Annotated in this window: 15 protein-coding genes; 8 read left to right on the top strand and 7 right to left on the bottom strand. The window is 70.4% G+C overall.

What is annotated here, in order from left to right; translation table 11 throughout:
* Positions 1-382 precede the first annotated feature (382 nt).
* Together KL771_RS01020 and KL771_RS01015 are read left to right on the top strand one after the other, a co-directional pair.
* The gene (locus KL771_RS01020; protein ID WP_261966705.1) at positions 383-2,659 is read left to right on the top strand and encodes a flagellar hook-length control protein FliK; all 2,277 of its coding nucleotides are present in this window, start codon (positions 383-385) and stop codon (positions 2,657-2,659) included.
* Entirely contained in the window at positions 2,656-2,937 is a 282-nt protein-coding gene (locus tag KL771_RS01015; protein ID WP_261966704.1) for an EscU/YscU/HrcU family type III secretion system export apparatus switch protein, read from the top strand. Before KL771_RS01020 ends, KL771_RS01015 begins: the two co-directional genes overlap by 4 nt.
* Before the next feature lie 6 nt (positions 2,938-2,943).
* Here KL771_RS01015 and KL771_RS01010 read toward each other — a convergent pair whose 3' ends face one another.
* Positions 2,944-3,798: a ChbG/HpnK family deacetylase gene (locus KL771_RS01010; protein ID WP_261966703.1), complete on the bottom strand. Its 855-nt coding sequence runs from the start codon at positions 3,796-3,798 to the stop codon at positions 2,944-2,946.
* Between the two features lie 88 nt (positions 3,799-3,886).
* Here KL771_RS01010 and KL771_RS01005 point away from each other — a divergent pair, with 88 nt between their 5' ends.
* The 5 genes from KL771_RS01005 (at position 3,887) to KL771_RS00985 (ending at position 9,759) form a co-directional block, all read left to right on the top strand.
* Complete coding sequence (locus tag KL771_RS01005; protein WP_261966702.1) at positions 3,887-4,930, top strand: glycosyltransferase family 2 protein; 1,044 nt, start codon at positions 3,887-3,889, stop codon at positions 4,928-4,930.
* Complete coding sequence (locus KL771_RS01000; protein ID WP_261966701.1) at positions 4,927-7,320, top strand: YfhO family protein; 2,394 nt, start codon at positions 4,927-4,929, stop codon at positions 7,318-7,320. Before KL771_RS01005 ends, KL771_RS01000 begins: the two co-directional genes overlap by 4 nt.
* A gap of 96 nt (positions 7,321-7,416) precedes the next feature.
* Positions 7,417-8,604 carry an acetylornithine deacetylase gene (gene argE / locus KL771_RS00995; protein WP_261966700.1) on the top strand — a complete coding sequence of 396 codons (1,188 nt, stop codon included), beginning with the start codon at positions 7,417-7,419 and terminating at the stop codon, positions 8,602-8,604.
* Positions 8,605-8,749: 145 nt separating this feature from the next.
* Positions 8,750-9,289, top strand: a complete 540-nt coding sequence (fae, locus tag KL771_RS00990; protein WP_261966699.1) for a formaldehyde-activating enzyme — start codon at positions 8,750-8,752, stop codon at positions 9,287-9,289.
* A 179-nt stretch (positions 9,290-9,468) separates the two neighbouring features.
* On the top strand, positions 9,469-9,759 hold the full coding sequence (locus KL771_RS00985; RefSeq protein ID WP_261966698.1) for a YARHG domain-containing protein: 291 nt from the start codon (positions 9,469-9,471) through the stop codon (positions 9,757-9,759).
* Between the two features lie 1,280 nt (positions 9,760-11,039).
* Here the strand turns inward: KL771_RS00985 and KL771_RS00980 are convergent.
* Together KL771_RS00980 and KL771_RS00975 are read right to left on the bottom strand one after the other, a co-directional pair.
* Positions 11,040-11,936, bottom strand: coding sequence for a DMT family transporter (locus KL771_RS00980; RefSeq protein WP_261966697.1), 897 nt, complete (start codon positions 11,934-11,936; stop codon positions 11,040-11,042).
* Between the two features lie 10 nt (positions 11,937-11,946).
* Entirely contained in the window at positions 11,947-13,131 is a 1,185-nt protein-coding gene (locus tag KL771_RS00975) for an MFS transporter (protein WP_261966696.1), read from the bottom strand.
* A 202-nt stretch (positions 13,132-13,333) separates the two neighbouring features.
* Here KL771_RS00975 and KL771_RS00970 point away from each other — a divergent pair, with 202 nt between their 5' ends.
* Positions 13,334-14,695 carry an esterase-like activity of phytase family protein gene (locus tag KL771_RS00970; RefSeq protein WP_261966695.1) on the top strand — a complete coding sequence of 454 codons (1,362 nt, stop codon included), beginning with the start codon at positions 13,334-13,336 and terminating at the stop codon, positions 14,693-14,695.
* 99 nt (positions 14,696-14,794) lie between these two features.
* On the opposite strand, the gene KL771_RS00965 is transcribed toward KL771_RS00970, so the two are convergent.
* The 4 genes from KL771_RS00965 to KL771_RS00950 all read right to left on the bottom strand — a co-directional run bounded on the left by KL771_RS00965 (position 14,795) and on the right by KL771_RS00950 (position 19,680).
* Positions 14,795-15,745, bottom strand: a complete 951-nt coding sequence (locus tag KL771_RS00965; protein ID WP_261966694.1) for a LysR substrate-binding domain-containing protein — start codon at positions 15,743-15,745, stop codon at positions 14,795-14,797.
* 29 nt (positions 15,746-15,774) lie between these two features.
* The gene (locus tag KL771_RS00960; RefSeq protein ID WP_261966693.1) at positions 15,775-16,884 is read right to left on the bottom strand and encodes a mandelate racemase/muconate lactonizing enzyme family protein; all 1,110 of its coding nucleotides are present in this window, start codon (positions 16,882-16,884) and stop codon (positions 15,775-15,777) included.
* Between the two features lie 67 nt (positions 16,885-16,951).
* A complete protein-coding gene (locus KL771_RS00955) occupies positions 16,952-18,460 on the bottom strand; it encodes an aldehyde dehydrogenase (RefSeq protein ID WP_261966692.1) in 1,509 nt (502 codons plus the stop codon).
* 71 nt (positions 18,461-18,531) lie between these two features.
* Positions 18,532-19,680: an iron-containing alcohol dehydrogenase gene (locus KL771_RS00950; RefSeq protein WP_261966691.1), complete on the bottom strand. Its 1,149-nt coding sequence runs from the start codon at positions 19,678-19,680 to the stop codon at positions 18,532-18,534.
* Positions 19,681-19,742 lie beyond the last annotated feature (62 nt).

Genomic DNA, 19,742 nt, shown 5'->3' with positions numbered 1-19,742 from the left:
GCATGGTCGCTATTGCAGGGCGTGATTCGGCTACTGGATGGAGAGTGCAACCAGGGCCAGCGAAGCGAGACAGACGAGCAAAGCCGTCTCGAACAGGCTCGGCGCGGACAGGTGTCCGATGAAACGCTTCAGCTCTTGCACGGAAATCTACCCGGTCGGAGGAACGCGGTTGATAGGAAACTACTGCGGAAAGAATGACATGAAGTAAAGATCCCGACTCTTGAATCTTCAATGAGTTGCATAATTGCAACGATCCGTGACAAAAATATGAACTCTTCGCGAGTCGCATCGTGCGGTTGCGAAGCGCGCCGCACACGGAGCCGTTGGCCGGCTCGCAAAGCACCGCTACACTGATGCGGGGACCGGTCCGAACGGAGGGTCCATGGTCATCGACGTGCTTTCCGGCAGAGCGGTCGGCGTACCGCGCGAGACTGCCCCGGGCGATTTCACCGCGCCGCGGGGCGGGCTGGTGCTCGATGCCCGCATCCTGGACATCACCGACAAGGGCATGGTGCGCCTGTCGACCCGCCTCGGGGAACTGGACATCCCGCTGTCCGCGCTGATGGGCGCAGCCGAGGGCGTCGAGCCCGGCCGGCTGGTGGCGCTGGCGATCGAGCCGGGCGAAGGCGGCGGGCTCGTCGCGCGCCTGGCGGTCAAGGCAGCCGACGATGCCGCGCCGTCGGCTGCGGCCGATGCGCCCGCCTCCGATCCGGCCGCCTCCGATCCGGCCGCGGTCCGTCGGCAGGTGGTCGGCGAGGCCGTCATGGCGGCTGCGGCCCGGCAGGCCGGCATGGCGCGGCTCTTCGCGGACGCGACGGCGCTGGCGGCGGCGGCGCCCGACCGGGTCCCCGATGCCGTGCGCGCGGCCGTCGCCGACCTTCTCGGCCGGCGGCTCGATCTCGACCGGGCGCCGGACGCGCGCCGCCTGGCGCGCGCGGTACTCGGCTCCGGCGTCTTCCACGAGGCAACCGCCGCAGGAACTGGCCCTGCCGCCCGGGCCGGCCTCGCAGCGGGCGACGACCTCAAGGCGTCGCTCCTGCGCCTGCGCACGGCGCTCGGCGCCTGGCTCGGACCGTCCGCGACGGCCGGCGGCGGCAGTTCGCCGGCGGCGGCCCCGGCTGCCGGGCCCGCGCCCGACGCGCGCGGACTTCAGTCTGGTCTTTCGGGTGCCGCCGCCGGCGCGACCAGTGCTCTTCCGGGCGCCCCATCCCTTGCCGATCAGCCGGTGTCCGGCGCCGGTCTAGCGGCTGGTGTTCTGCCGGCCGGACCCGGTTCGATCGCGGCGCCGACCCTGCCGACGGGCGGCGCGTCGGCACAGGCCGGCGGCATGGCCGTGGCGCGGCCGACGGCCGAGGCCGGTCCGGACGCCGGCCCGTCGGTGCGAAGCGCGCCGGCGAACGGGCGGCCGAGCGGACCGTCGGGCGCCGGCTACGCACCCTCGGCGGCGCTTCTGTCGCGGCTTCCGGCGGCAAGCGGACAGGATCAGCTTCTGACCGGTGCCATGCCGGAGACCACGGCGGGGTTGAGGGCGCCCGCAGGTTCGCCGCCCGGCGCGGCCGGAGCCGGCCCCGGCCCCGGCCCTGAAACTGCCGACCCGGACGCCACGCCGCCGACGGGTCTGTGGGGACCGGATGCGGCCGGATCGGCCGCCGCCGCCGCCGGTCGGCCCGGCCGGGGGCCCGGCGGAGTGGCCGCCGGACCCGAGCCGGCATCGTCCGCGGGGCTGCCGGCACCCGATGACGTCGGGCCTGCGGCGTCGGATCGCCTGTCCGGGAGCGCGCCGACGCCGTCGTCCGCATTGGCGGGTGCCGATCTGCTGGCCGCCGCGCTCGCCGGCAGTGTCGCCGGCACGGGGTCCGAGGCCGGTGGCGCCCATGAGGCCGACGCCGTGGCGCGTCTGTTGCGCACGCTCGTGCAACGCGCCGCTGCGGCGGGCGAGGCCCCGGGCGGACTGCCGCCCGGCGAGGCGCCCGAAGCCGATCTTGCGGCGCGCCAGTTGATGGCCGCGCAGGCCCTGCGCGCGGCCGGCTCCGGCGCCGCACCGGTGGCCGGCGATCCGGACGGGTCGCCGAGCCCGCCGCCGCGGCGCGGGGGCGCGATTCAGGGTGAGGCGCCGGCCACGGGCCAGGGACCCGGCGCGGGCGATCCAGTCGGGCAGGGGCGGGTGGTGCGCCAGGAGACGGAGGCGGCGCTCGCGCGGCTGATGCTCAGCCAATATGCCTCGCTCGGGTCCGAGGCCGAGGCGGCGGGACGTTCGGCCGCGCAGGACCGGGCGCAGCCGCCGCAATGGACCTTCGAACTACCGATCCTGACGCGCGGCGAGACCGGCATCGCGCAATTCCGCATCGAGCGCGACGAGCGCGGCCGCTCCGGCCGGGACGGCAAGCTGGCCGCGCCGGTCTGGCGGGTGCGCTTCGCCTTCGATCTGGAACCCTTCGGGGCGATCCACGCCCTCCTGTCCCTGCAGGGCGAACACCTGTCGGTCGGCCTTTGGACCGAGCGGGTCGAGGCCGCCGCGCAACTCGGCGCCGAGGTCGGCCTGCTGCGCGACGCGCTGGAGGCGGCGCGGCTGACGGTCGACGAGATCCATCTGGCCGAGGGGCGGCCGCCGGTCGCGGACGGACGCGCGGCGACCCATTTTGTGGACCGCAGCGCATGAGCCCGCCCCCGGCCGACGAGGACCCCCGCCGCCGCATCGCCGTGGCGCTGACCTACGAGGCGCCGTCCGCACCGCGCGTGGTGGCGACCGGGCGCGGGCCGATCGCCGACGCGATCGTGGCCGAGGCGCGCGCCTCCGGCGTCGCCATCGAGCAGAACCCGGTGCTCGCCGACGCCCTTTCGCGGATCGAACTCGATGCGGAGATCCCCGAGGAGCTCTATCGCGCGGTCGCCGAGGTGATCGCCTTCGTCATCCGCGCCCGCGACCGCATCCGCTGAGCCGGCTCAATCTTCGTCGAAGAAGCGGCCGATGCGGATGCCGGCGGCTTCGAGGTCGGCCGGGAAGGCGTCGCTGCCGAGATGGGCATATTCGCGCAGGCGCGCCGGCATGATCGCGTCGGTCGGGTCGGCCGGATGGCCGTCGGCGGCCGGATGGCACATGACCAGCGGGACGCTGCCGGCGCCGGTCAGGAAGCGCTGCATGCAGGTGCGGAACGACGGTTCGGGCGAGAAGTTGGTCACGCCCCGGAAGCTGTCGTTGACGGCGGCGCCGGCGCGGCGGGCGTCGTCGCCCATGCCGCGCGACAGGAAGGCGATGAAGCTCGTCTTGGGCACCTCGATGCCGCGCCGGCGGATCGCCGTGAACGGTTCGGCGCAGGAACGCAGCCACATCCGGTGGCCGCGCCCGGTCAGGGCGGCGACCTCCTCGATCAGCGCGCGGCGGATGCCGGGCAGCACGTGGCAGTGCTGGTGGCCGTCGACGAAATCGGGCGGGCGGCCGAAAATCTCCGTGAAACGGGCCAGTTGGCGCCCGATCTCCGCCTTGGTCTCCGCATAGGCGATGCGGCCGGCGAGAGCCTTGCCGATCAGCGCCCCGATGGTTGGCACGGCGCCGCCCGGCATGGTCGCCGGCATTGGCCCGAGCGGGGCCAGATCGGTCAGGGTCAGATGCAGTCCGATGTCGGTCCGGTCGGCCAGTCGTGCCAGTTCCGCGCCGCCCGCCGCGCAGTCGGAACCTGCCACCATGCAGCTGACGGCACTCAGCCGGCCCCGTTCGACGAGGTCCAGAACCGCCGCATCCACGCCCCGCGACAGGCCGAAGTCGTCCGCGCAGAGGACCAGTCTCTTCTTGTCAAACATCGGCGAAGTCTGTCATTGACGATACGAACTGAGCGACGGGCGGGCGCGGCACCATAGCCGGCGCGGGCCCGAAAAGGAACGCAGTCCCATGACGATACTCCCGGTCGACTTCAAGGGTCGCGCCGTCGCCGGACCGGTCCTGTCGGTCGTCCTGCCGATGCGCAACGAGTCGCGCGGGCTCGATCGCCTGTTCGCCCGCCTCGTGCCGGTGTTGCAGGGCATCGGCCTGCCGTTCGAGATCGTGGCCATCGACGACGGCTCGACCGACGACACCCTGGCCCGCCTGAAGGCGCTGCGCGAGCATGTGCCCGGGCTCAAGGTGGTCAGCCTGTCGCGCAATTTCGGCAAGGAGATCGGCGTCACCGCGGGCCTTGCACGCACCAGCGGGCGGGCCGTGATCCTGATGGATTCCGACCTGCAGCATCCCCCGGAGGGCATCCCGGACCTGCTCAAGCCGTGGCAGGAGGAGGGCATCGCGATCGTCTATGCGCGCCGCGTCGGCCTCGACCGCGGCGGGTTCACCCGCAAGATCCTGACGAAGTGGTTCTATCGCCTGTTCGACATGATGAGCGAGGTGAAGATCGACCGCGAGACCGGCGACTTCATGCTGATCGACCGCAAGGTGGTCGACGCCTTCCTGGCCATGCCGGAGCGCAACCGCTTCAACCGCGGCCTGCTCGCCTGGGCGGGCTTCAAGACGCGCACCGTGCCGGTCGACATGGAGGCGCGCGAAAGCGGCGCCAGTCAGTTCGGCTTCCTGAAGCTGATGCGGCTGGCGATGAACGCGATCACCTCCTTCGGCACGCTGCCGCTGCGCATCTGGACCTATATCGGCAGCGTGGTGTCGCTGCTGGCGCTTGCCTACGGCGCCTATATCTTCATGCGCACGCTGATCTTCGGCGCCGACGTGCCCGGCTATCCGTCGCTGATCGTCGGCCTGATGCTGTCGGCCGGCGTGCAACTGATCGGGCTCGGCATCATCGGCGAGTATATCGGCCACGTCTTCTCCGAGGTGAAGCGCCGCCCGCTCTATCTTGTCCAGGAGACGGCCGGCTTCGACGACAGTCCGGCCGACGAGGCGGCGCTGCCGGCGGTCCCGCCTGCGACGCCGGGACCCGGAACCGGCCGATGAGTATGGCGGGGCCGGCGGGCCGCCCCGCGGCGGGGGGCTCGCGGACGGGTCTCAGCGTCTTCGCGGTCCTGGTCATCGGCGCTCTGTGGGGCTGGCTCGCCTGGCCCTGGATCTCCGGCACCTGGACCGTGCCGTGGGACGCCAAGGCGCATTTCCAGCCGCAGCTGCAGTTCCTGGCAGGATCGCTGAACCGAGGCGAATCGCCCTTCTGGAACCCGAACATCTTTGCCGGCTGGCCGCAGGTGGCCGATCCGCAATCGCTGATCTTCGTGCCGGCCTTTGTGCTGCTCGCGCTCGTCAATGCGGCGCCGAGCTTTGCGGCGATGGACGCGACCGTCTATGCGAGCCTGCTGGTCGGGGCGCTGTCGCTGTTCGTCTATTTTCGCGATCGCGGCTGGCATCAGGCGGCCGGCGCGGTGGCGGCGCTGTCCTTCGCCTTCGGCGGTTCGGCCGCCTGGCGGATCCAGCATACCGGTCAGGTGATCAGCTATGCGGCGATCCCGCTGGCGATGCTGTTGCTCGCCCGGGCGCTCGAACGCCGCTCCTTCGGCTGGGGGCTGTTGGCGGGCGCCGCGGCCGGCGTGCTGGCGCTCGGACGCGACCAGATCGCGCTGCTCGGGATCTATCTCCTGATCGGCCAGGTGATCGCCGCCGTCCTGTTCGGCGACGGCATGGGCAACCGCGGGCTCGGCGGGCGGGTCGCCGGTGCGGTGAGGCCGCTTTCGGCCGGGGCGATCGCGGGCCTGGCCGTGGTGGTGGTTCCGGTCGTGCTGACCTTGCTGCTGGCGGCGGAATCGAACCGGCCGGAGATCGACTATATCGGCGCCGGCCGAGGCTCGCTGCACCCGGCCTCGCTGATCACAGCCGTGATCGCCGACCTGTTCGGCCAGGGCAATCCGGACGTGCACTATTGGGGCCCGCCGAGCGCCGCCTTCGGGGTGACCGACATCTACCTCGCCCAGAACATGGCCGCCTTCTACGCCGGCGCGGTGCCGATCGCCGCCGTCCTGATGCTCGGGCTCGGCCGCGGACTTCTGGCGGCGCGCGAGATCCGGCTGTTCGCCGTCATGGCGGCGCTCACCGTCTTCTACGCCATCGGCTGGTACACGCCGGTCTTCACGCTGTTCTTCGACTGGCTGCCGGGCGTGAAGCTCTATCGCCGGCCGGCCGACGCCACCTTCATGCTCGGCTTCTGGATCGCGGTGCTGGGCGGCTACCTGACCCATCGCTGGCTCGACGGCACCGTGCCGCCGGCCGGACGGTTCGCCCGCGCGCTGCAATGGGGGCTGGCGCTTCTGGTCCTGGTGGTGCTGCCGGTCGCCTTCGGGCTCCATGCCGACCGGCTCAAGGAGGCCGTCAAGCCGACCGCGACCGCGATCCTGTTCTTCGGGGCCGCGCTCCTGGTGCTGGCGCTGGCCGGAACCGTCGCGCGCGGCCGCTGGGCGGCGCTGGCAGTCGTGCTCCTCGCCGGCTTCACCGCCGTCGACCTCGGCTGGAACAACGCCCCGAACGAATCGACCGCCTATCCGCCGGCCACCTTCGAGGCGCTGAAACCCGACAGCTCCGATCCGACGATCCGCTTCCTCAAGGCCCGGACCCGGGAGACCGCGACGGGCGCGCGCCGCGATCGGGTCGAACTGGCCGGTCTCGGCTTCCACTGGCCGAATGCCGGCATGGTGCATGGCTTCGACACGGTGCTCGGCTACAATCCTTTGCGGATCAACACCTTCCAGGCGGCGACCGCGGCGCAGGACACGATCGGCTTGCCGGACCAGCGGCTGTTCAATGCGATGTTCCCGTCCTATTCGTCCGTGATGGGGCGCCTTCTCGGTCTGCGCTACATCGCCGCCAATGTCCCGTTGGCGTCGATCGATCCGCACTATGACGCCAGCCGTATCGTCGAGATCGCCCATATCGGCGAGACGAGGATCTACGAGAACCGGGACGCCCTGCCGCGCGCACTGTTCGTCGCCCGGGCGCGTCAGGCCGATTTTGCCCGCCTGCTGGAGACCGGCCGCTGGCCGGAGGGCTTCGATCCGGCGCGCGAGGTGGCGCTGGAGGTGCTGCCGGCCGGCGTCGCCGAGGTGGCCAAGAATGCCGGGCCGGCGGCGGCCGAGCCCGGGCGGGTCGCGATCGCGGCCTACCACAACACCGAGGTGGTGCTCGAAGTCGATGCGGCCGAGGCCGGCTTCGTCGTTCTGACCGATGTCTGGCACCGGTGGTGGCGGGCCGAACTGGACGGCCGGCCGGCCGAGATGCTGAAGGCCGACGCGATCTTCCGGGCGGTGCGGGTGCCGGCGGGCCGGCATGTGATCCGCTTCACCTTCCATCCCTTTGCGGGCGCCTGGGCGGATGTCGTCGAACGGCTGGCCCACGGTCGGAGGGGATGATCGAACAACAGCCATGCCGCCGCACTCTTCGGCTGGCCGCGACGGCGCCAGGGCTATAGGATGCCTCACTTCCGAACCACGGAAGTCCATGGGATCATGACGTCGAACACCACCACCGGGACCCGGCCCGCCAGTGCCGCGAGCGTCGACATTCTTCGCGACCTCGTTTCCTTCGATACGACCAGCCGAAATTCCAACATCCCGCTGATCGCCTGGGTCGAAGACTATCTCGCCAATCGCGGTGTGCAGTCGACCCGCATCTACGATCCGACCGGCACCAAGGCCAATCTCTGGGCGACCATCGGACCCGCGGGCGAGGCCGGCTACGTGCTGTCCGGCCATACCGACACGGTCCCGGTCGACGGGCAGGACTGGGCTTCCGATCCGTTCCGTCTGGTCGAGCGCGACGGCCGGCTCTACGGCCGCGGCACGACCGACATGAAGGGCTTCATTGCCGTCGCGCTGGCCAAGGTGCCGGAGATGCTGCAGGCGCCGCTTCAGCGTCCGATCCATCTCTGCCTCAGCCATGACGAGGAGATCGGCTGCATCGGCGTGCGCTATGCGCTGGAGAAGATCGCCGACCTGGCACCGGTCGCCCCGGTCGCCGCCTTCATCGGCGAGCCGACCAGCATGCAGGTGATCGTCGCCCACAAGGGCAAGCACAACTACAAGGTCACCGTCACCGGCAAGCCGGTGCATTCCTCGCTGGCACCGGCCGGCGTCAACGCGATCGACTATGCGGCCGAGCTGATCCTCAAGATCCGGGACATCAACCGCCATTTCGCGGAGGGGCCGCGCGACGAGGCCTTCGACGTTCCGGTCTCGACCGCTCATACCGGCGTGATCGGCGGCGGCACCGTGCTCAACATCGTGCCGGAGACCTGCGAATTCGCCTTCGAGTTCCGCATGCTGCCGGGCATCTCGCACCAGACCTACGAGGACGAGGTGCGCAGCTTCGCGCGCGACGTGCTGGAGCCGCGCATGAAGGCGATCGATCCGGCGACCGGCATCGTCATCGAGCTGGTCAACGGCACGCCCGGCTTCGATACGGACCTGGGGTCCGAGATCATCCCGGTCGCCAAGGCGCTGGCCGGCCGCAACGACCACGCCAAGGTCGCCTATGGGACCGAGGCTGGGCTGTTCGTCCACATGGCCGGGGTGCCGTCCATCGTCGTCGGCCCCGGCTCGATCGAACAGGCGCACCGCCCGGACGAGTTCATCGAAATGGCCGAGCTCGGCCGCTGCGAGCGGTTCATCGATCGGCTGATCGAACGCTGCTGCTGAGATTTCGGGCGCGAACAGCAAGGCGGACGGCGCGGCGGGGGAAACGATTTCCGCCTCGTGTCCCCATGCCGCACTCGACCGCGCCGCCCCGGCGGGCTATCCGGCTCGGCGAACCGACACCCCGACAGACACGAAGAGGCGAATGATGAGCGAGATCTGGTTCCGCACCGGCGAGGCGACCGTGCTGGCGGCCGAGGGACAGGCGACGGACGCCATGCCGGAGGTCCTGATCGGGTCCGTGCGCGGCCCGGCCGGCCAGGCCTTCGCCTCGATGATGGGGCAGGTGGTCGGCCATACCCGCATGTTCGTGGTGCGCGATCTCAACCAGATGGTCCGCCCGGCGACCATGATGACCACCAAGGCGACCATCCACACGGCCGAGTATGTCGAACTGCTCGGCGGCGTCGTACAGGGCGCGATCGGCGACGCGATCCTCGATTGCGTCATCGAGGGCGTGCTGCCGAAGGACGGGCTTGACGACCTGTGCATGATCGTCATGGTCTGGCTCGATCCGCGCTGCGCGGAGGATCCGAACCTCGACAAGGCCGATCTCTACCGGACCAATTACGAGGCGACCAAGATCGCCATCGGCCGGGCCATGCGCGGCGAGCCGACCGTCGACGAACTGATCGCCAACCGGAAGACGGTGAAGCATTACGCGCTCGACGGCGTGGTCGAGTACTGACGGCCGGTCTCGCCCGGGCGCAGCCGGCCGTCCGCGCGGTCTGCCGCGCAACAGTCCGGGTGGCCGTCATCCGTAGGGTGACCGTCTTGTTTCCGCGTTCGGTCCGACGCATGGTCGGACCGAACGCGCCCGTCCGTCCGATCGCCGACTCCAGCCCGTCGCAACGAGGAGCCCGCCCCATGATCGTCTCGCGCCAACTCGCCGCCGCCGGTTCGCTCGCCTCGCTCGTCCTCTGGGCCGCGCCGGCCGCCGCCAAGGACTTCTGGTCGATGAGCTGCCCGCAGCTCTGGTACGAGCGCAATTCGATCTATCACGAGCGCGGCTACTGCTTTCAGACCGAGCGCGGCATCCGCACCTTCGGCAATGCCGGCTGTGTCACCTCCAACGAAAGCGCGCTCGGCCTCAGCTCGACCGAGCGGCGCACCATCGCGCTGATCGTCCAGGTCGAGCGGCAGAAATACTGCAAGTGACCCGGCGCGGCCGCGGCGACGGCCGACCACGCCGATCTTAAGCCTTTGCTAGGCCAAGCCGCATTTCGCCCGGGCCGGAGACGGCTCCGGGCGCTCCGGCGGTCGCGGGCTTAACGCCGTCTCAAAGCGGGACGGGCAGACTTCTCCGGCAACGGACTTGCGGAGGAGCCGTCCCATGCCGAGCGTCGACAAGCGCAGTCTTCTGGACCGGGTCCGAGCGACCGGCCGCGTCGAGCCCGAGGACGTGCGCGCGCTGCGCGGGCACTACTATGCCGACGCTCTGGTCGACCCGGCCGAGGCGGATTTCGTCTTCGACATCGAGCAGCGCGTGCGCGACGTGGTCCCCGACTGGTCGGACTTCTTCGTCGAGACCATGACCGACCATGTCGTGATGCAGACCGAGCCGCACGGCTATGTCGGCGGCGAGACCGCGCAATGGCTGATCGGGCGCCTCACCGAGGACGGCCATATCCGTTCCGAGACCGAACTCGAACTGCTGGTGCGAATCGTGGAGACCGCGCGCGCGGTGCCCTTTCGCCTGTCGGCCATGGCGCTGGCGGAAGTCCGCCGCGCGGTCGTCGACGGCACCGGCCTGACCCGGCACGGTCCACTCGATCCCGGTCACATCACCATGGCGGAGGTCGCGCTGGTCCGCCGCGTCCTCTACGGGGCGGGCGGCGAGGGCGGACTGGCGGTGTCGCGTGAGGAGGCGGAGGCGCTGTTCGACATCGATGACGCCATCGGGCATGCCGACAATGCCGAGACCTGGGCTTCACTCTTCGCCAAGGCGGTCGGCAACTACCTGATGGCCGCGGTGCTGCACGAGACGCCGGCGCGCGAGGAGGCCTTGCGGCGCCAGGCCTGGCTCGATGCTCCCGACGACGGCGCGAGCTTTCTCGATCGCTTCGTCGATGGCCTGACCGGGATCGGCAACCTGATCGAGGGTTTGACGCAGAGCCTCGGCGACAAGGTCGAGACCGCCCATCGCGAAACCAATGCCCGTCGGGCGCGCGCCATCGAGGAGGCCGAACGGCTGAGCGACGGCGAGGTCGACTGGCTGGTCGCCCGCATGGGCCGCAACGGCCGCCTCAGCCGTGCCGAGATGGCACTGGTCGAGTTCCTGCGCTCCGGCCACGGCCGCCTGCCGCTGCCGGTCGAGACCCTCGTCGCCCGCCTGGAGCGGGCGGCGGAGCGGGGGGCGTCGCCCTGTCGGCATAGGCAGCGCCGGTGGGAACCTTGTCCGGTTTCGAGGGCGGCCAAGACGGCCGGCCCGATCCGTGTCAGGTCGGCCCGCTGCCGAGAGCCGGGACGGGGTCCTTGGCGGGGGCGAGGGCGCGCAGCAGGATCGCGGCGAGGATCAGCGCACCGCCGATCAGGCTCGATGTGCGCGGCGTCTCGGCGAGCACCAGATAGACCCAGAGCGGCGCGAAGACGGTCTCGGTCTGGGCCAGCACGGTCAGGCCGACAGCGGGCACGACTCGGGCCGCGCGGTTGAACAGGATCGTGCCGATGCCGATCAGGACCGCGCCGTGGATCAGCGCCATGGCGGCGTCGAAGGGCGGCACGACGAGCGGTCGCCCGTTGACGAGCGTGGTGGCAACGCAGACGACCAGGGTCAGGAGCCCGTAGCCCGACAGCACCGGCGCCCAGTCGCGCCCCTTGCCGACCCGGACGCAGACCGCATAGACGGCGAAGCCGAAGGCCGACAGCAGGCCGCCGAGATTGCCGGCGAGGCTGCCCGAGCCGAGTTCGCCGCCGACCATGACGACGAGGCCGGCCAGCCCGATCAGGATGGCGGCGGTGCCGACCAGCCCGAGCCGCTCGCCGAGCACGATCCGGGCGAGGATCGCCGTCTGCAGCGGCGCGGTCGACGAGAAGAACACCGCAGCGGCGACCGTGGTCGACTTCAGCGCGAAGATGAAGGCGACGGCGGCCAGCACCAGACCGGCGGCGGCCAGGATGCCGAGCCCGTCGCTCTTCAGGAAGCGCGGCAAGAGGAGGCCCTGGCCGCCGACCAACGAAATCGTCTCCATGGCGATCAGCACGCCGATGCCGCGCCAGACCAGATACTGGAACGGGTCGGACTCCGTGGCGAAGCGCACTGTGAGGACGCCGAAGCTCCACAGGATGCCGGCGGTAAGCGCCATCAGGGAACCGACGAGCGCGGCCCGGGTCATGCAAGCATCCTCAATTGGGCGACCGCGCTGGGGCGGCCGAGACGGTCGCAGGCGGTCGGGAGGCCGCCAGCATGCGCCAGATCACATAGGCCGCCAGCACGGCGTGCACCACCGCATTGTGGACATGGAGGCCGCCCGGACCGAGTTTCGACATGGCATATCCGGCCGTGACCGGCCCGGCGATGGCGCCGACGCAATAGGCGAGCAGCAGGACCGCGGCGACGCCGACCGCGCGCTCCGGCCCGCTGCGGTCGTTCACATGCGAGACCAGGACATAGTATTGCGTCGCCAGCACCGAGCCGATCGCCAACCCGACGCCGTAGAGCACCAGGCGGGGCAGGGGGCCGGCGGCGGCGAGGAACACCTCGATCAGGCCCGTTGCGACGACCAGTCCGACCAGCACGGCGCGCCGGTCGGTGCGATCGGACAGGCGCCCGATCGGGATCTGCAGGAGGGCCGAGCCGATCGTCAGCATGGTCATGAAGGTGCCGACCTCGCCGGAGCTGAGTCCGATGCCGGCGGCGTAGATCGGCGTCAGGCTCCAGAACGGGCCGTTGGCGGCGCCGATCAGAAAGACCCCGATGACGCCGATCGGGCTGGTGCGCCACAGCCAGCGCAGCGGCAGTTCGGGCGAAGACGGCCGCTCGGGCGGATCCTCGTTGGTGATCATGACCGGCAATATGGCGGCGGCGAGGAGGGCCGCGGCGCCGGAGAAAAGCGTGAAGGAGGTCGGCTCGTCGAGGCCGATCAGCTGGTTGCCGACCGCCCAGCCGGCATATTGCACGACGCTGTAGGCGGCCAGCACCCGGCCGCGCACCGCATTCTCGGACTTGCCCTGCAGCCAGCTCTCGACCGTCGCATAGAGGCCCGCGAAGCAGAAGCCGAGCACGCCGCGGAACAGGATCCAGGCCCAGGCCTGATGGAACACTGCGAAGCCGAGCGTCGCGATCACGGCCAGCGCCACGGAGGCCGTATAGGCGCGCGCGTGGCCGGAGCGGCGCACTGCGGCCGGGTTGATCACCGCGCCGATCAGCATGCCGACGAAATAAGCCGAGCCGAGGAAGCCGATCTCGATCTCGCTATGGCCATGCGCCCGCGCGCCGAGCGGGATGATGGTCAACAGAAGGCCGTTGCCCGACAGGAGCAGGAACACCGACACGAGCAGTGCGGCGACGGAGCGATAGGCGGAGGCCAAGGCGAAAATCCGGGGAGAATCAGAGGGTCAGGATGCCAGACCCTTGGCCTGCGATCCGAACGAAATTGCGACGGGACTTGTCCGCCGCCGTCATGGTCGAAGCTGTCATCAATCTGACGGCGGGGTTTCGTACGGCCGTCATCCCATGCGGGGAAAGGTGGCGCACCGACTTCGATCCGATCGACCACTCCGGGAGACTGCCATGCGCACCTGCCTCGCCGCGATCCTCGCGAGCCTGACGCTCGCCACCGCAGCCCTCGCCGATGGCGAGCCGAAGTCCTTCAAGGCCACCCTGATGGGCCACGCCGTCCTGCCGGCGGCGAGCTTCGTCGACGCCCCGGCCGATGCGCCGGAGGATCTCAAGACCTCCGCGAAGTACACGCAGGGCGGCCGCCGCACCGACGCGATCGGCTCGATCATGGGCAAGTCCGGCATCCGTCCGACCGGCCTCTCGCTGCCCTTCAAGGGCCAGGCCGTGCAGGGCTTCTCGGGCGTCCGCTCGCTCGGCAACGGCGAGTATCTCGTCCTGACCGACAACGGCTTCGGCTCCAAGGGCAACTCGCCCGACGCCGCCCTGATGGTGCACCGGCTGAAGATCGACTTCGCGGGCGGCAAGGTCGAGCGCACCGCCACCACCTTCCTGACCGACCCGGACAAGAAGGTTCCGTTCCGGATCATGAACGAGGCGACCCGCGAGCGCTATCTGACCGGCGCCGACTTCGACATCGAGTCGATCCAGCCGATCGCCGGCAAGCTGTGGATCGGCGAGGAACTCGGCCCGTATCTCGTCCGCACCGACGCCAACGGCAAGGTCGAGGCGGTGTTCGAGACGGAAGTCGACGGCAAGGTCGTGAAGTCGCCGGACCACTATTCGGTCACCACCCCGGCCATGCCGGGTGCCCCGGTCGCCTTCCAGGTGCGCCGCTCCAAGGGCTTCGAGGGCATGGCCCAGTCGCCGGACGGCAAGTTCCTTTATGCGCTGTTGGAAGGCCCGATCTGGGACGAAGGCAAGAAGGCCTTCGAGACCGTCGACGGCAAGGAAGTGCTGCGCGTGCTCGAATTCGACGTGCAGGGCGAGAAGTGGACCGGCCGGTCCTGGAAGTACCAGCTGGCCGCCAACGGCAACGCCATCGGCGACTTCAACATGATCGACGCCACCACCGGCCTGATCATCGAGCGCGACAATGGCGAAGGCACCGCCGACAAGGCCTGCCCGGCCGGTGAGAAGAAGCCCGACTGCTTCGAGGACGTGGCCAAGTACAAGCGCATCGTGAAGGTCGAGTTCTCCGACGCCAATGTCGGCGGCCTGGTGCGCAAGATCGGCGACATCGACCTGCTCGCCATCCAGGACCCCCGGGAACTCGCCCGCCAGGGCGGCCGGGGTGGCAAGCTCGCCATGCCCTTCGTGACCATCGAGAATGTCGACGTGGTCGACGCCGCGGCCGGCCTGATCGTGGTCGGCAACGACAACAATCTTCCCTTCTCGGCCGGTCGCGAGCCGAACAAGGCGGACGACAACGAGTTCGTCCTCCTCGAAGTCAAGGATCTGCTCGCCGCCAAGTGAGCGCGTCGAACGCGAGCAGAGGCCGCGCGGACGGGTGCCGCGCGGCCTTCGCGTTTCAGGGGTGACGGGTCGCCGGCGATGCCGGCGCAGCGAACCGGATCAGGGTGCGGTGCCGTCCGGCATGGCCTTGCTGCCGGTGGAGAAGGGTGGCGCGGAGAAGCGGCGGATCAGCCAGGAGCGGAAGATCGAGACGGCCGTCTCGCCGAGGTCGTCCGGGTCGGTGGCGAGATAGTAGCCGTAGCCGTCGTCGATCATCAGATCGACCGGGCGGACGAGGCGGCCGCTGGCGATCTCCTCGCGGAACAGCAGGGGATCGACCAGGGCGAGGCCCTCGCCCGCCATGGCGTAGCCGGCGGCCATCTGGGCGGTGTCGAAGACGAGGCCGCGGTCGGTCTTCAGGTCCGGGCAGCCGGCCGAGCGGGCGAACATGTCCCAGAGATAGGTCTTCGGCCGCTCGTCGAGCCGGACATGCAGGAGGTCGTGGGCGGCCAGGAAGCCGGCGAGATCGCCCGGCCGGACGGTCGCGGCCACGTCCGGGTGGCACAGGATGGTCAGGCGCACCATCCACAAGAGGTCGAGCACCCGGTCGGTGACCTTCGGCTCGGAATAGACCACCGCCACATCGGCGCTGCGCTCCATCGGCCCGGCGACGGTGCGGCTGTCGAGGTCGATGCCGATATCGGGATGCTCAGCACGGAAATCCTTCAGCATCGGGATCGCCAGCTGGTGGGCGAAGGTGTGCGGCAGCAGCACCTTGAGCGCGCGGCGCGGCGTGCCCTTGTCGGCGCGCACCTCCTCCAGCACCTCGTCGATGCGGTCGAAGGAGCGCGTCACCACCGGCAGGATGCGGCGGCCGGCATCGGTCAGCGCAAGCTGGTGCGGCTTGCGTTCGAACAGCTGGATGCCGAGCAGGTCCTCCAGTCCGATGACGTGGCGGCTGACGGCGGATTGCGTCACCATCAGCGACTGGGCGGCGGCGGTGAAGCTGCGGTGGCGCCCGGCGGCCTCGAAGGCCCGGAGCGCATTGAGCGGCAGCCAGCGACGGTCCATGCGGGATCCTCGGGGTCGCCGGCCGGCGGTCAGCCGATGCGGGTCGCCGCGAGCCGGTCTTCATCCAGTTCGTAGCCCATCCCGGGCCGGTCCGACAGCACCACGAAGCCGTCGGCATCGATCTCCAGGGGCGCCCGCATCGGAAAATCGCGCCGGTCGAGCGACCATTCCGGCGGATCGAACGGGAATTCCATGAAGGGCGCGTCGGCGAGGCCGCAGGTCAGGTGCGCATTGGCGACCACGCCCATGCCGTTGGTCCAGGTATGCGGCGTGAACACCACATTGGCGGCTTCCGCCATGGCGGCGACGCGGCGCAGGCCGGAAATGCCGCCGACCAGGGCGGCGTCGGGCTGCACCACGTCGAGGCAGCCGTCGCGGATCAGGTCGCGGAACTCGTAGATCTCGCGGGTCATCTCGCCGCCGGCAATCCGCACGTCGACCATCTCGCGCAGCCGCCGCATGCCGTCGCGGTCGGCGCGGAACAGCGGCTCCTCCATCCAGTAGACGCGGAGCCGCTCCATCTCGCGGGCGACCTGGAGCGCATCCTTGAGCGACCAGGGTGCGTAGGCGTCCCAGGACATGCGCCAGCCCTGGTTGCAGTCGACCATCAGCTCCAGCCGGTCGCCGACCCGGGCCCGCACGGCTTCGAGCGCGGCCACGTCGGCGCGCCAGTCGCCGCGGTGAAAGCGGATCTTCAGCGCCTTGAAGCCTTGCGCCAGATAGGCCTCGGCCGCATCGGCCAACGCGGCCGGGGCCCTGAGCGTGCCCGAGGAGGCATAGGCGCGGACCCGGTCGCTGAGCCCGCCGAGCAGTTTCCAGACCGGCTGACCGGCGATCTTGCCGGCGAGATCCCAGAGCGCCAGATCGAGCGGCCAGCAGCGGCCGTAGTGGAACTGGATGTTGGACAGGATGCGGTAGTGCCGCTCGATGGCGAGCGGGTCCTGGCCGACGAACATCGGCTCATGGCCGGCAAAGCCCGTCATGGTGTCGCCGGACGCGATGCCCTCGAAGCCCTCGTCGGTCTTCACGCGCACGATGGTGGCGTCGAAATGGGTGCGCGGCCGGGTATCCCAGCTGGCATTGAAGGGCGGATCGAGCGGCAGGCGGTGATGGGTGATCTCGATGGCGGTGATCTTCATCGCGCGCTCCTGCCCCTCGCAGTCGATTTCTTGATTGCCCGGTTCTTGATGGCCGCTTCCGGCCGTCTCACCGGTAGGCGGTCCAGATGGTCTTGAAATCCATGTATTTCTCGATCGCATGCGGGCTGCGGTCGCGGCCGAAGCCGGACTGCCGGAAGCCGCCGAAAGGGGTGGCGAGCGACGAGCGGTCGAAGCAGTTGACCCACACCGTGCCGGCGCAGATCGAGCGGGTCAGCCGGTGGGTGGCGTTCATGTCGGCCGTCCAGACCGCCGCGGCGAGGCCGTAGATGGAATCGTTGGCGAGCGCGACCGCCTCGGCCTCAGTCTCGAACGGCGTCACCACCAGCACCGGGCCGAAAATCTCCTCGCGGGCGACGCGGGCGTCGGGGGCGACATCGTCCAGGATGGTCGCCTCCACGTAGAGCCCGGCGTCCAGCCCGTCTCCGCTCGCGCGCCGGCCGCCGCAGGCGATGCGGGCGCCCTCGACGCGGCCGGTCTCGACATAGCCGAGCACCCGCTCCAGGTGGCGCGGCTCGACCAGCGCGCCCATCTGGGCGGCCGGATCGAGCGCATGGCCGAGCGGGATCTGCGCCTTGGCGACGGCCGCAATCTTCTCGACCAGGGCCGCCTGGACGCTGCGATGGACCAGGATGCGCGAGCCGGCATGGCAGGTTTCGCCCTGATTATAGAAGATGCCCCAGGCGATGCTCTCGGCGGCGGCGTCGAGATCCGCGTCGGCCAGGACCACATGCGGGCTCTTGCCGCCGCATTCGAGCGCCACGCGCTTCATGTTCGACTGACCGGCATAGACCATCATCAGCTTGCCGACCTCGGTCGAGCCGGTGAAGGAGATCATGTCGACGTCCGGGTGCAGGGCCAGCGGCTGGCCGGCCCGCTCGCCGAAGCCGGGCACGATGTTGAGCACGCCGTCGGGCAGGCCGGCTTCCTTCGCCAGTTGGCCGAGCCGGATGGCGGAGAGCGGCGATTGCTCGGCCGGCTTCAGCACGACCGAATTGCCCGCCACCAGGGCCGGGCCGATCTTCCAGGCGGAGATGATCAGCGGATAGTTCCAGGGCACGATCGCGCCGACGACGCCGAGCGGCTCCTTGCTGACGAGTGCCGTGTCGCCCGGCCCGACCGGGGCGATCTCGCCGTACAGCTTGTCGGCGAATTCGGCGTAATACTGCAGGCAGTTGGCGCAGAAGGGCACGTCCACGGCGAGTGAATTGCCGATCACCTTGCCGACATCGAGCGTCTCCAGCAGCGCCAGATAGTCGATATCCGCGCGGACCTTGTCGGCGAAGGCGAGCAGGATGCGCTTCTTCTCGGCCGGCGGCAGGTTGCGCCAGCGGCCATCCTCGAAGGCGGCGCGCGCAGCGGCAACCGCGGCATCGACATCGGCCGCATCGCAATCGGCGACCTCTGCGATGACGCGGCCGTCGACCGGCGAGCGCTTCTCGAAGGTCCGTCCGGACCGGGCCGCGACCGGGCGGCCGTCGATGAAGGCGCGGCCTTCCGGCTTCAGGTCCGCGGCGCGGGCCTCCCAGCCGGCGCGGGTCGTCGGGCGGTCGAGCATGGCATTCCTCTCCGTTCCGGCTGCAGCGGGGCGGCCGGGCCGCACGCCTGCAGGGTGCCCGCAAGCGGGCGTCAGGCCTGGGTCAGCACGCGTTCGGCGAAGACGAGGAGATCGGGATCCTCGATCCTGCGGCGGTTGGACTGGCGCATGGCGGCATTTTCCGGCCGGGCCATCTGGGTGGCGAGCATCTCCGGCGTCACGCCGGCGAATTCGTCTGCGAGCGAGACCTTGATGCCGACCGCACGGGTCAGCCGCTCGAAGGCCTCGGGCAATTCGTGGGCGCCGGCGAGGCCCATCGCCTGGGCGGCGGCGTTGAAGCGGCCGTCGTCGTCGGCGAGGTTCCAGGAGAGCGTGGCGATCAGGCCGAGCGCGACCGAGCGGCCGTGATGCAGCGGCCGGAGCGAGGCGAGCGCGTGGCCGATATTGTGGGCGACCGCGGTGCCGCCGTTGTCGATGGCGATGCCGGCCAGCCATGCGGCGCGCTGCAGCCCGTCGCGCGCGGCGAGATCGCTGCCGTCCGCGACGGCGGCCTCCAGGTTTCGGCTCGCCAGCCGGATCGCCTCATGGGCGTAGAGGTTGTTGGCGGCGGTGGCGTTGCCGTTGGTGGCCGCCTCGAGCGCATGGACCAGGGCGTCGATGCCGGTCTGGGCGGTCAGAGCCGCCGGCAGCGACAGCGTCGTCTCCGGATCGAGGATGATCTCATGCGCCTTGATGGCGTCGCCCCAGAGCCAGACCTTGGCCTTGTCGGCGCGGGTCACGATCGCCGTCCGGGTCGCCTCTGAACCGGTGCCGGAGGTGGTCGGGATGCAGATGCGGGCGAGCGTCGCCGCCGGGAAATCGCGTTCGCAGAGCTGGTAGGTGACGGCCGGTGCGGTGTCGCCGGCGATCGCGCCGACCGCCTTGCCGAGATCGAGCGCCGAGCCGCCGCCGAGCGCCACCACGGCGCGGGCCTGCGTCCGGCGCGCCAGGTCGGCGGCCGCATCGACCTGGGCGGCGGTCGGATCGCCGGTGAAATCGGAGAAGACCGTGACGCCGAGGCTGGCGTGGGCGAGCGAGGCCGTGACCTCGCCGATCAGCGGCGTGGCGGCAAGGCCGGGATCGGCGACGAGCAGGACCGCCGCGCCCGGCCCGGTGCGGGCCGCGGTCAGGGCCCCGGCGGCCTGGCGCGCGCCGACGCCGCCGGTGACATGCGGGCTCATGGCGAGGTCCCAACGGCTCATGCGCGATCACTCCGGTTGACGGGCCTCAGGTTTAGAGAAGCCGCAAGCCGGCGGGAGCGCGA

Source organism: Prosthecodimorpha staleyi, assembly GCF_018729455.1.
Classification (GTDB): Bacteria; Pseudomonadota; Alphaproteobacteria; order Rhizobiales; family Ancalomicrobiaceae; genus Prosthecodimorpha; species Prosthecodimorpha staleyi.
Note: the sequence above shows the minus strand (reverse complement) of the source record. Positions and strands in the feature narration are given on the sequence as shown.